We start from the raw sequence: 11,951 nt of genomic DNA, 5'->3' as shown, positions 1-11,951 counted from the left end.
AATACTCCTTAAAGTGACATAAAGTTATCAAAATCCTCTTCTTTTGGTTGATTATTAGGATTTTTTAAGTTAAGTTCTATAATATTTTTATTTTCTTTAACCAAAGCAAGGAATTGTTCTTTTGTTTTGCCTTTAAATAGATCTCTTTCTATCTTAACCACTTGCTCAGGATCTATAGCTTGTTTACCAGCATAAAGTCCAAAATGCAAATGTGGTCCAGTCGACATTCCACTATTTCCTATGTAAGCTATGAGTTCACCTTGTTTTACAGATTTTCCCCTTTTTATACCTTTAGCAAAACCATTTAAATGCGCATAAAGAGTTTCGTAACCATAATCATGCGATATTATAATAACATTTCCATATCCGCCTTTTGTACCAACAAACTTTACCTTACCATTGCCAGCTGCCATTATAGGAGTTCCTTTGGGAGCAGCATAATCAACTCCAAGATGGGCTCTATAACGCTTTAAAATAGGATGAAATCTCTTTTTTGTAAATCCAGAAGTTATTCTAGCATTTTTTACTGGTTTTATAAGAAATAGTGTTTCGTTTGTTTTACCGCTATCATCGTAGTATTTACCTTCAAAGTAAAATAACATATTTTTTTTACCTTTTGTATCCAGCATTGCAGATATAATTTCTGGATATCCAAAAACCTTACCAAGTCTTCTTTTTTGGTTATAAACCACAACCAAATCATCGCCTTTTTTAAGTTTGGTAAAATCCACACTCTTTCTAAAAACATTTATAAACGCATCGGCTAAAGCTTTATTATTTGTTTCATCTATAATATCTTGATAAGGAGAAGTTTTTATCTTTATACTCAAAACATAGCTTTCAGAGTCATATATTATAGGTATAAATTCGAGCTCATAGTTATTTTGCTCATTTTTATAAATATGAATTTGAAGCTCTTCATTTATTGGTATTAAAACCTGTGAAATCACATCATCATCGTCTCTTAAAATTTGAAATGGAGTCCCAGATGATATTTCACTAAGAAGCTCTTGATCTTCTTTTGATGAATTATAATAAAGTTTGAGCGGTAAAGTATTGTTTTCTAAAAAATTTGTAAATGTTTCGCCATTTGGCCAAGTAAGTTCTTCTATATTTGATTCATTTTTACAAAATGCAAAAGTTATAAGTAGTAAAAAAGTAAGTAAAATTCTCATACACTAACCTCAAAAAAATGTAGGGTATTTTACAAAACTTCTACTTAAATGCGAGTAAACTAATTGAAATTTATAGGATCTATGTCTGTATCTACATTTTTGTTTTGTAGTAAATTTGCTATTTTCACAAGCGGCTTATAAGAATTTGCTCTTAAAAGTATGTTGTATCTAAATTTTGATGCAATAAGCTCTATAGGAGATTTGCCATAACCTACTATATCAAAGCCATTATTTTTTTCAAGAATTTTTTGTAAAATATCTACACATTTATTTGTAATTTCATTTGCATCACTATCATTTTTAGAAGAGATATTTATGCGCATAAGTTTACTAAACGGCGGATATAGAGGTTTTCTAAATTTAATCTCTTCATCTATAAACGCATCATAATCATTTATAAATTTTTCAAAAAATTCCCTTTGTTTCGTTTGAATTATAACTCTTCCAAATTTCTCCCTACCAGCTCTTCCTGCAACTTGCATCGCAAGAGCGAGAGTTTTTTCTTTTGCGCGAAAATCACTATATTCTAAATATTCATCAAGTCCTAAAATCACAGCAAGTTCTACATCATGATAATCATGCCCTTTGCTAAGCATTTGTGTACCAACTAAAATATCAATTTTTTTATCATTAAAATCTTTTAGCAAAGTTTCAAGTTTTTTTTGTGTGGTTATCTCATCTCTATCAAATTTAACGATACTTGCATCTGGAAAAATCTCACTAAGCTTGTTTAGAACCTCGCTAGTTCCCATTTTTTTTGCTTCCAACATATCCCCACCGCATTTATCACAAATTTGTGGAATTTTGCTTGCATAACCACAATAATGACATCTAAGAATATTTTTATTTTTGTGATAACTCATAGAAACCGAGCAATAAGGACATTTTATAGTATTAAAACAACTTTTGCATGTTATAAATTTAAAATTTGCTCTAGTTGGTAAAAATACAACTGCTTGTTTGGAACGCTGTAGGCATTTTGCTATATTTTCTATAATAACTTCGCTTATAGATGTTTCATTATCATCAAAAATATACTCTTTTTTACTATCAAAAAAAGTTCCTCTCATGCGAAAAATAGGCTGTTTTTGAACTGTAGTAATGGACGGGGTTGCAGAACCAAGTATGACCTTAACTCCAAGCGTTGAAGCATAAATTGCTAAATCCCTAGCGTTATAATGTGGGTTTGATGAAGATTTATAGCTATCATCATGCTCTTCATCAACTATGATTAAGCCTAGATTATTAAATGGTAAAAACAGAGCCGACCTAGCACCAGCAATAAGTTTTATCTCTCCGCTTTGAAGTTTTGATAAAATCTGGGCTTTTTTCTTTTTTGTTATTTTTGAATGCCAAACAGCTACACTTTGCCCAAAATACTGTTGTAATCTTTTTTGCATTTGCGGAGTAAGAGAAATTTCGGGCATCAAAAAAAGTGCGGTTTTGCCTAAATTTATAGCTTTTATTATATGACTTATATAAACTTCACTCTTGCCACTTCCAGTATCTCCAAAAAGCAAAGATACGCTATTTTTATCTATAAATTTAAAAGCTTTTTTTTGAATTTCATTTAAATTTGGTGACTTTTGTATATGTAAATTTGAGTTTGTAAATTTAGTATAAGGCTCAAATAAAGCGTAAGTTACGCCATGCAAACTTGAATAATAACTAGATATAAATTTAGCTAAATTTATTTGAAACTTTGTAAATTTGAGCTCACTTTTTGAACTTATAGGCAAAGTTTCAAAAGATGGTTTTTTAACAACTTTTAAAACGATCGCGAGATTTTCTTTATTTCTTAAATTTACATTTATGATATCATTTTCGCAAAACTCTTCTTTGCTTTCATAAGTTAGAGATTTTAAGGCTGAGCCAAGGATTACTACTTCATAATAAAACAAAACTCAGCCCTTAGAAGTTATTTTATATAACCTTTACATTTTGAATCACTAGCGGCACAATCAAAAGTTCCATCTGCTGGATTATATGTAAAATTTAAAGTTGTATTTTTATTAAACTCAAAAGTGTAAGCAGTCCCATTAGATGTACTCCAAGGGCCTTTTATAGCATTTTGCGTAACTGCGCAAAATGCACTACCGCAATCTATTCCTGGTGTAGATGCACCAACAGGATCTTTTTGATCCAACCTAGATGGCCAGCTCATATCTCCTCTCATCATCCTTGTGCTGCGCTCTAAGGCTATTCCACTTTGAACAGCTGCTACATCAGATTTAAGTTTTGCAATCTGTGCATCTTCTCTAGTAGCAGTAAGTCTAGGTATGGCAACACCTGCTAAAATTCCTAAAATTACTATAACAAAAACTAATTCTATTAGAGAAAAACCTTTTTTCATAAATCTTCCTTGTCGTTTTTTAACTCTGTGCTTATGTTTTTTATAAGCTCTTTTAACTCACAATCTTGAAAATAATTCTCTTGGCATTTTTGCACAAAAGCAGTTAGCAAATCTTTAACTGAAAATGTTTTTTTGCCATCAAGAAAGATTTGCATATCTCTTTCAAAAGCCATGGCAAATTCATCTTCTAAAGTGATTGTATAATCACGAGAATTTACCGAAATGACTATTTTTTTCATTTACCAAGAACTGCTTCTATCTTCTTAATAACATCATCTGACTCGATATTTTTATCTTTTAAATCAGACTCTAGTCTTTGTATTTGATTTGATTTTGCTTCATTTTGTGCTTTTACGCTTACAAGCTCATTTCTAAGCCTTTCGTTTTCTTTGCACATTTCATCGTACTTGTTTAATAGTTCATTAACTTTACTTGTTAAGCCATTTAATATGTTGTCATTTTCAAGCATTCTTAACCTCACTTTGTGATATAATCTTATAATTGTAACATAAAAAAGCTTTATAATAAGGAAAATGAATGAAAAATTTTGAAATTTCTAGTAAATTCTCTCCAAGCGAAGATCAGCAACATGCAATAGATGGTATAGTAAAATCCATCGAAGCAGGAAACAAATTTCAAACTTTGCTTGGCGTTACTGGAAGTGGCAAAACTTTTAGTATGGCAAATATCATAAAAAAACTCAATATCCCAGCTCTTATAATGACACATAATAAAAGCTTAGCAGCACAACTTTATAGTGAATTTAAAGGATTTTTTCCAAAAAACCATGTAGAGTATTTTATAAGTTACTACGACTACTACCAGCCTGAAGCATATATCCCAAGAAGCGATCTTTTCATAGAAAAAGATAGCTCAGTAAATGAAGAGCTTGAGAGACTCAGACTTAGCACAACAGCTTCACTTTTAAGCTATGATGATGTCATAACTGTTGCTTCAGTTTCTGCAAACTACGGTCTTGGAAACCCTAGAGAATATCAAGGCATGGTTATGTATTTCGAACTAGGCGAAAACTTAAATCAAAAAAAACTGCTTTTAAAACTCGTTGAAATGGGTTACAAGAGAAATGATACTTACTTCGATAGAGGAGATTTTAGAGTAAATGGCGACACGATTGACATTTACCCAGCTTATCACAATGATGAAGCATTAAGACTCGAGTTTTTTGGCGACGAGCTAGATTATATGTATCATTTTGATGTGTTAGAAAATAAAAAAACAAAAGAAGTTAAGAAATTTATACTCTATCCAACAAGCCAGTTTATAGTTGGCGTTGATAGACTAAAAGAAGCGATAAAAGGCATAGAAGCTGAGCTTGAAGATAGGCTTGAATACTTTGAAAAAGAAGGTAAAGTGGTAGAATATGCAAGATTAAAACAAAGAGTTGAGTTTGACCTTGAAATGCTTAGCTCTACAGGCTCCACAAAAGGCGTTGAAAACTATGCCCGTTACTTAACTGGACAAAATCCAGGAGAAACACCCTACACTCTTTTTGATTATTATGAGATAAACTGGGATGATTATTTAGTAATAATAGATGAAAGTCATGTGAGCTTGCCTCAATTTCGGGGTATGTACGCAGGAGATAGAAGTAGAAAAGAAACACTTGTGGAGTATGGATTTAGACTGCCTTCAGCTCTTGATAACCGTCCTTTAAAATTTGATGAGTTTATATCTAAAAAAGCCAAATTCCTTTTTGTTTCTGCTACACCAAATGAGTACGAATTAAAACTTAGTGGAAAAAATGTATTTCATCAAATTATGAGGCCTACAGGACTACTTGATCCTAAAATCACACTAAAAGATAGCGATAACCAAGTAGAAATTCTTTATGATATGGCAAAAAATGTCATAAATAAAGGAGAGAGAATTTTAGTAACTGTTTTAACTAAAAAAATGGCAGAAGAGCTTACAAAATATTATCTAGAACTTGGGCTAAAAGTAAAATACATGCACTCAGATATCGATGCAATCGAGCGAAACGAGCTTATAAGAGGTTTAAGAGGCGGTACTTATGATATGTTAATAGGTATAAATTTGCTTCGTGAAGGACTTGATTTACCTGAAGTTTCATTAATTGCCATAATGGATGCTGATAAAGAGGGATTTTTACGCTCTACAATAAGCCTTATCCAAACCATAGGAAGAGCTGCTAGAAATTTAAATGGCGAAGTTGTAATGTTTTGCAAAAAAATCACAAAATCTATGAAAGAAGCCATAGATACAACACAAGAGCGAAGAAAACTCCAAGATAAATACAATAAAAAGCATGGCATTACGCCAAAAAGCGCTACAAGAAACATAGAAGAGAGTTTAAAAATAGAAGATGGAGCTGAAATTTATAGAGTTGGTAAGCAAAATGAAAAAATACCAGCAAGTGAGAGAGCAAAAATAGTAAAAGAGCTTAGAAAACAGATGATGGACGCAGCAAATAAACTTGAGTTTGAAAAAGCAGCAGCACTTCGTGATGAGATAGCAAAACTAAGGAAAATATAAAAACTACAATTTAGATACATTAAGCTTGATAAAACTTTTATCAAGCAAAAAATAGATAAAATATAACATAGATTTTAGATAAAGGCAAATATATGACAAGAGATAAAAGTGATTATATAAATAGGGAACTTTCTTGGCTTAGATTTAACTCACGTGTTTTATCGCAATGCGACAAAGATATACCACTCATGGAAAAACTTAAATTTATAGCTATTTACACAACAAATTTAGATGAGTTTTATATGATAAGAATTGCTGGATTAAAGCAACTTTTTGTAGCTGGTGTTGTAGTAAGCGGTAATGACGGAATGGCGCCAATTGATCAACTAAGAGAGATAAGAGATTATCTTAAAAATGAAAAAATAACACTAGAAAATTGTTATAAAAGTGTTACAAAAGAACTAGCTAAAAATGGTCTTTTTATAAAAAATTATAACGATCTTGATGATAATCTAAAACAAAAAGCAGACGAGTATTTTTTCTCTAACATAATGCCAGTAATTGTTCCAATTGCAGTAGATGCAACTCATCCTTTCCCACATCTAAACAATCTTAGTTTTTCTTTGGCAGTAAAAATCATAGATCCTGAACATAGCGATCATGTAAAATTTGGAATGATAAGAATTCCACGAGTAATTCCAAGATTTTTTGAAGCAGATGATAATACATATGTCCCAATAGAAAGTATAGTTAGAAAGCATGCTGAAGAGATTTTTCCAGGATACAAAATTTTAAGCTCAGTAGCCTTTAAAGTAACCAGAAATGCAGATATTGTAATTGAAGAAGAAGAAGCTGATGATTTTATGATAATTCTAGAGCAAGGCTTAAAACTTCGTAGAAAAGGAGCTTTTGTTCGCTTACAAATAGAAGTAAATGCCGATCCTGAAATTTTAGAGTTCTTAAATTCGCATATGAAAATTTTCAAAAAAGACATTTATGAGTATTCAATACCATTAACTCTTGATTCGCTTTGGCAGATTGTAGAGAACAAAAATTTTCTACATCTTGGTTTACCACTTTATACTCCAAGAGTTTTGCCACCATTTGATGAAAATATATCTGTTTTTGATACTCTTGATAAAACAGATGTTTTAGTATATCAACCTTATGAAAGCTTTGATCCAGTAGCAAGCCTTATCAAAGAAGCAGCAAAAGATCCAAAAGTAATATCCATAAGAATGACTCTTTATAGAGTTGAGAAAAACTCTTCTATAGTTCAATCTTTAATAGACGCAGCAAGCGATGGTAAGCAAGTAACTGTTATGGTTGAGCTAAAAGCAAGATTTGATGAAGAAAACAACCTTCACTGGGCAAAAGCGCTTGAAAATGCTGGAGCACATGTAATATACGGAATTACAGGATTTAAGGTTCATGCAAAAATTACGCAAATTATACGTCAAATAAATGGTAAACTTAAATTTTATATGCATTTTGGAACTGGAAATTACAATGGAAGTAGCGCAAAAATTTATACTGATGTTAGCTACTTTACAACAAAAGATGAGTTTGTAAAAGATTCAACAGACTTTTTTCATATCTTGTCTGGCTATAGCAAAAATAGAACTTTAAGAAATCTTTCTATGTCCCCAATGCAGATAAAATCAAGACTTCTTGATATGATAAAAAATGAAACCGAAAAAGGAAGCGAAGGTACAATCATAGCAAAAATGAACTCTCTTGTCGATAGCGACATGATAGATGCACTTTATGATGCAAGTTGCTCAGGTGTAAAAATAGATCTCATAATACGCGGAATTTGCTGCTTAAAACCAGGCGTAAAAGATTTAAGCGAAAATATAAAAGTTCGCTCTATTGTCGGAAAATATTTAGAGCATGCTAGGATATTTTATTTTAAACACTCAAATCCAGAATTTTATATCTCAAGTGCAGATTGGATGCCAAGAAATCTCGAAAGACGCTTTGAACTAATGACGCCAATTTACGAACAAAAGCACAAAGATATATTAAAGGAAATTTTACATATACAGCTAAGAGATAATGTTTTAGCCTATGAGCTTGATAGTAATGGCGAATACAGTCAAATAAAAGTTGCGCCAAACAAACTTAAAATCAATAATCATGAACTTTTAGAAAAATATGTAACCAAAATTAAATCTATCCAAAAAGATAAAGATTTAACCGCAAAATCAAAAAATATAGCATTTAAGCTATTTAAAGAAAGTTAAAAATATAATTATGGGATTTTCCCCATAATTATAAAGGATTTTTCCTAAATATAGATAAAAGATATTATGTACTTTTAAATCATATTTACTATATAATATAAACAATTTTATTGGAGTTATTATAGGAAATTTAACTTGATATAACAATATATAGTTTTATTTAACTGCACTTTTTGTAGCTATTGGCGCAGAACTTTATAAAAATTCACAAAACAAAAAAGTTATTTTTATAACCATTTTAATTGGTGCTTTTGAATTAGCATTTTTATCCTCAAATTACACGCTAATAATTTGCTTGCTCGCTTGCAGTGTGGTTTTAATAATTTTTTAGAAAACATCAATGATAATAAATTATAGCTCTTATACTTTCTTACTATATTTTTACCATATACTTCTTAGCGTAATAAACCTATGATGATATTTTGATAAAATTTATTGTTTTGAAAACAAAATTTTGTTAAAATTTATAAATTTTTCAAAAGGTAGTTTTATGCAGGGTAAGGTTTGGAAATTTGGTAACAACATAGATACAGATATAATTATAGCCGCAAGATATCTAAATACTTCAGATGAAAATATTTTAGCAAAACATATAATGGAAGATATAGATAAAGACTTTTCTTCTAAAATTTCAAAAGGAGATTTTATAGTAGCTGGAGAAAATTTTGGATGCGGAAGTAGTAGAGAACATGCTCCACTTGCACTAAAAGCTGCTGGTATAAGTTGCGTTATAGCAAAATCTTTTGCAAGGATTTTTTATAGAAATAGCTTTAATACTGGTCTTTTGATATTAGAAATTTCTCAAACTAATGACATAAATCAAGGAGACGAACTAAGCATAGATTTAAACGGTAATAAAATCACAAATTTAAGCACATCTGCAATCTACAAATTTAAACCTATCCCAGAATTTATGCAAACTTTACTAAACTCTGGCGGTTTGATAGAATATGCAAAAATTGAATTAAATAAGGCAATGTTATGAAAACATATAATATATGTGTAATAAAAGGTGATGGAATAGGTCCAGAGATAATAGATGAAGCAATAAAAGTTTTAGATGCTATAAGTGGCAAATTTAATATAGATTTTAACTACGAACACTGCTCCATGGGTGGCGTAGCTTATGATTTATTTGGAGATCCTTTGCCAGAGGAGACACTTCAAAAAGCTTTAAGTAGTGATGCTGTACTTTTTGGAGCAATTGGTGGCGAAAAATGGAATAATTTACCAAGAGACAAAAGACCAGAAAGCGGACTTTTAAAGTTAAGAAAAAGTTTAGAAGTATTTGCAAATTTAAGACCTGCGACAACATTTGAGGAACTAATTGATGCTTCAAATTTAAAAAAAGAAGTGATAAATGGAGTTGATTTTATAGTTGTTAGAGAATTAACTGGCGGAATTTACTTTGGTGAGCCAAGGAAGAAAGAAAGCGACCTAGCATACAATACTATGATATATTCAAAAGATGAGATAAAAAGAATATCTAAAATCGGCTTTGAAATAGCTCAAAAAAGAAGAAAAAAACTCTGCCTTGTGGATAAAGCAAATGTACTTGAAACAAGCTCTTTGTGGCGCGAAGTGGTAAGCGAAGTTGCTAAAGATTATAATGATGTTGAACTTAGTTTTATGTATGTTGATAATGCTGCTATGCAAATAATAAGAAATCCAAAACAATTTGATGTAGTACTTACAGAAAACCTTTTTGGCGATATTTTAAGCGATGAAGCAAGTATGGTTTGTGGCTCCATAGGACTACTTCCTAGCGCGAGTATAGGTGGAAAAGTTGGCATTTATGAGCCAATTCATGGAAGCGCTCCAGATATTGCAAATCAAGGCATAGCAAATCCTATGGCAACTATACTAAGTGCGGCTTTAATGCTAAGATATGCATTTAACGAAGAAGAAGCTGCAAAATGCATAGAAAATTCAGTAAAACAAGCCTTAAAAGATGGATATAGAACTAAGGATTTAGGATCTTTTGATGCTAAAGAAATATGCACAACAAGTGAAATGGGCAGCATTATAGCTGATTATATAATACGAGATGAGAAATAATACCATAACCGAGGCTCTAATTTATGAGTCTCAAGGACTAAAAGATGAAGCACTTTTAGTATATAAAAACATCTTAAAATCAGATCCAAACAATAAAGATGCAACCAATGCTATACGAAGAATTTCCGGTCTTAGAAAAAAGTATAAAGATGTAAACGAATATATGCTTGATTTTTTTGTAAATATGAAAACAAATGAAGAAATAAACGAATTTAAAAGATGGTTGATAAAGATATGAAACTAGAAGATTTAGCAAAAAGTGTAGCTGACGAAATCAGCGCGGAATTAGAGCAAGAAAAAGTTGAAATAGTATCCAAAGCACAGCAAAAAGCCAATGATAGTGCTGAAAATATCGCTCAAATAAAGCATGAGCTTGGACAAATAGATGAGCAAAATAGCACAAAAGAGCAAATTTTTTTGCAAAATGTAAAAGAAAGAATTTTGGTACTGTTTGAGGGACTAAGCGAAACAAACAAAGGTGATATAAATTTAAGACTCGATTTAACTATAAAATTTCTAGAATTCTTACTAGCTAGCATAGAAAATAGACTAGATGAAATGCGAAAATAATAATCTCCTAGAAGTTACAAATTTTCTATCTTCTCATACAAAAAGAGCTTATCTTGTAGGTGGAAGCGTCAGAGATAAGCTCTTAGATATCCCAAATAGTGACTTAGATATAGAAGTTTATGATATATCAAAAGATAAATTCGAACTTCTTATGCAAAAACTTGGCGCACTTGGAGTTGGCAAAAGTTATTTTGTTTACAAATTTAAAAACATAGATATCTCACTTCCTAGAACAGAGACAAAAATTGGCTATGGACATAAAGCATTTGATGTAGAGATTTGCAATGATGAGAAAATAGCTTCAAAAAGGCGTGATTTTACTATAAATTCCATGATGTTAAATATATTTAATGGCAAACTTTTAGACTTTTGGGGCGGCGAAAATGACCTTAAAAATAGAATTTTAAAAGTTGTTGATAAAAATAGTTTTAGTGAAGATAGCTTAAGAGTCCTAAGAGCTATTCAGTTTGTAGCTAGATTTGATCTAAATATAGATAAAAATAGCCTTGAGCTCATGAAAAACATAGATTTAAGAGACCTTAGTAAAGATAGAATTCGCCTTGAAATGATAAAAATGTTTAAAGGAAAATTTCAAGAAAAAGCCTTTAGATATATGCATGAACTTAATCTTTGTAAAATAGTTTTCGACCTTGATATAAGCAAAGATGAACTTGAAGAAATTTGTAAAAATTTAGATAACGGTTTTAAGCTAACAAGTGATGAAAGATATTTTTTATACATTCTTGTAAATATTACAAAATGTGACATAACCAAACTTCTAAAACATCTAAATTTGTCAGTACAATACAAAAAAATATTAACAGAGCCATTTTTCAAAAATCCCACCAAAAAAGACCTTCTCATAACTAGCCTTGAAATGCCACTTTCAAACTGGCTTGGACTAGATACAAAAGAGCGCGTAGAGATGGCAAAAAACTTGGGTATTTATAAAAAAGCCTTCGAAGCAAACATTAGCTCAAACGATGTCATAAAAGATGGTTTTAGTGGAGAAGATATCGGACTAGAGATAAAAAGAAGAAAACTAAAAAAAGTCGATGATTTTTTAACTCAAAATGCTTAATCTACTTACAAGTG

General features: G+C 30.8%; 12 protein-coding genes. 7 read left to right on the top strand and 5 right to left on the bottom strand.

Translation table 11 applies throughout. The features are described from left to right. Positions 1 to 8: 8 nt before the first annotated feature. The 5 genes from ACZ5VL_RS05670 to ACZ5VL_RS05650 are packed head-to-tail and all read right to left on the bottom strand — an operon-like array spanning position 9 to position 3,997. Positions 9 to 1,175, bottom strand: a complete 1,167-nt coding sequence (locus ACZ5VL_RS05670; RefSeq protein ID WP_464198036.1) for a peptidoglycan DD-metalloendopeptidase family protein — start codon at positions 1,173 to 1,175, stop codon at positions 9 to 11. A 59-nt stretch (positions 1,176 to 1,234) separates the two neighbouring features. After that, positions 1,235 to 3,076: a primosomal protein N' gene (locus ACZ5VL_RS05665; protein ID WP_464198035.1), complete on the bottom strand. Its 1,842-nt coding sequence runs from the start codon at positions 3,074 to 3,076 to the stop codon at positions 1,235 to 1,237. 17 nt (positions 3,077 to 3,093) lie between these two features. Further along, the gene (locus ACZ5VL_RS05660) at positions 3,094 to 3,528 is read right to left on the bottom strand and encodes a type II secretion system protein (protein WP_464198034.1); all 435 of its coding nucleotides are present in this window, start codon (positions 3,526 to 3,528) and stop codon (positions 3,094 to 3,096) included. Beyond that, positions 3,525 to 3,767: a hypothetical protein gene (locus ACZ5VL_RS05655; protein ID WP_464198033.1), complete on the bottom strand. Its 243-nt coding sequence runs from the start codon at positions 3,765 to 3,767 to the stop codon at positions 3,525 to 3,527. Before ACZ5VL_RS05655 ends, ACZ5VL_RS05660 begins: the two co-directional genes overlap by 4 nt. Continuing rightward, positions 3,764 to 3,997, bottom strand: coding sequence for a hypothetical protein (locus tag ACZ5VL_RS05650; protein ID WP_464198032.1), 234 nt, complete (start codon positions 3,995 to 3,997; stop codon positions 3,764 to 3,766). The genes ACZ5VL_RS05655 and ACZ5VL_RS05650 overlap by 4 nt, the downstream gene beginning before the upstream one ends. Positions 3,998 to 4,065: 68 nt before the next feature. Between ACZ5VL_RS05650 and uvrB the strand changes: the two genes are divergently transcribed. From uvrB to ACZ5VL_RS05615, 7 genes are all read left to right on the top strand, one after another. After that, on the top strand, positions 4,066 to 6,042 hold the full coding sequence (gene uvrB / locus ACZ5VL_RS05645) for an excinuclease ABC subunit UvrB (protein ID WP_464198031.1): 1,977 nt from the start codon (positions 4,066 to 4,068) through the stop codon (positions 6,040 to 6,042). A gap of 92 nt (positions 6,043 to 6,134) precedes the next feature. Continuing rightward, positions 6,135 to 8,228: an RNA degradosome polyphosphate kinase gene (locus tag ACZ5VL_RS05640; RefSeq protein WP_464198030.1), complete on the top strand. Its 2,094-nt coding sequence runs from the start codon at positions 6,135 to 6,137 to the stop codon at positions 8,226 to 8,228. A gap of 490 nt (positions 8,229 to 8,718) precedes the next feature. Then, on the top strand, positions 8,719 to 9,213 hold the full coding sequence (locus ACZ5VL_RS05635; RefSeq protein WP_464198029.1) for a 3-isopropylmalate dehydratase small subunit: 495 nt from the start codon (positions 8,719 to 8,721) through the stop codon (positions 9,211 to 9,213). Further along, the gene (gene leuB / locus ACZ5VL_RS05630) at positions 9,210 to 10,286 is read left to right on the top strand and encodes a 3-isopropylmalate dehydrogenase (RefSeq protein ID WP_464198028.1); all 1,077 of its coding nucleotides are present in this window, start codon (positions 9,210 to 9,212) and stop codon (positions 10,284 to 10,286) included. The genes ACZ5VL_RS05635 and leuB overlap by 4 nt, the downstream gene beginning before the upstream one ends. After that, complete coding sequence (locus tag ACZ5VL_RS05625; protein WP_464198027.1) at positions 10,276 to 10,524, top strand: hypothetical protein; 249 nt, start codon at positions 10,276 to 10,278, stop codon at positions 10,522 to 10,524. Before leuB ends, ACZ5VL_RS05625 begins: the two co-directional genes overlap by 11 nt. Next, on the top strand, positions 10,521 to 10,856 hold the full coding sequence (locus ACZ5VL_RS05620) for a CiaD-like domain-containing protein (protein WP_464198026.1): 336 nt from the start codon (positions 10,521 to 10,523) through the stop codon (positions 10,854 to 10,856). The genes ACZ5VL_RS05625 and ACZ5VL_RS05620 overlap by 4 nt, the downstream gene beginning before the upstream one ends. Beyond that, positions 10,840 to 11,937: a tRNA nucleotidyltransferase/poly(A) polymerase family protein gene (locus tag ACZ5VL_RS05615; RefSeq protein ID WP_464198025.1), complete on the top strand. Its 1,098-nt coding sequence runs from the start codon at positions 10,840 to 10,842 to the stop codon at positions 11,935 to 11,937. The genes ACZ5VL_RS05620 and ACZ5VL_RS05615 overlap by 17 nt, the downstream gene beginning before the upstream one ends. Positions 11,938 to 11,951: the final 14 nt, after the last annotated feature.

The sequence above is a fragment of the Campylobacter sp. GTC17093 genome (genome assembly GCF_055397635.1).
Note: the sequence above shows the minus strand (reverse complement) of the source record. Positions and strands in the feature narration are given on the sequence as shown.

Excerpts from the sequence above, each read along its gene's own strand:
- ACZ5VL_RS05670 (WP_464198036.1), bottom strand. The coding sequence starts at position 1,175 with ATGAGAATTTTACTTACTTTTTTACTACTTATAACTTTTGCATTTTGT.
- ACZ5VL_RS05660 (WP_464198034.1), bottom strand. The coding sequence starts at position 3,528 with ATGAAAAAAGGTTTTTCTCTAATAGAATTAGTTTTTGTTATAGTAATT.
- ACZ5VL_RS05655 (WP_464198033.1), bottom strand. The coding sequence starts at position 3,767 with ATGAAAAAAATAGTCATTTCGGTAAATTCTCGTGATTATACAATCACT.
- ACZ5VL_RS05650 (WP_464198032.1), bottom strand. The coding sequence starts at position 3,997 with ATGCTTGAAAATGACAACATATTAAATGGCTTAACAAGTAAAGTTAAT.
- uvrB (WP_464198031.1), top strand. The coding sequence starts at position 4,066 with ATGAAAAATTTTGAAATTTCTAGTAAATTCTCTCCAAGCGAAGATCAG.
- ACZ5VL_RS05640 (WP_464198030.1), top strand. The coding sequence starts at position 6,135 with ATGACAAGAGATAAAAGTGATTATATAAATAGGGAACTTTCTTGGCTT.
- ACZ5VL_RS05635 (WP_464198029.1), top strand. The coding sequence starts at position 8,719 with ATGCAGGGTAAGGTTTGGAAATTTGGTAACAACATAGATACAGATATA.
- leuB (WP_464198028.1), top strand. The coding sequence starts at position 9,210 with ATGAAAACATATAATATATGTGTAATAAAAGGTGATGGAATAGGTCCA.
- ACZ5VL_RS05625 (WP_464198027.1), top strand. The coding sequence starts at position 10,276 with ATGAGAAATAATACCATAACCGAGGCTCTAATTTATGAGTCTCAAGGA.
- ACZ5VL_RS05620 (WP_464198026.1), top strand. The coding sequence starts at position 10,521 with ATGAAACTAGAAGATTTAGCAAAAAGTGTAGCTGACGAAATCAGCGCG.
- ACZ5VL_RS05615 (WP_464198025.1), top strand. The coding sequence starts at position 10,840 with ATGAAATGCGAAAATAATAATCTCCTAGAAGTTACAAATTTTCTATCT.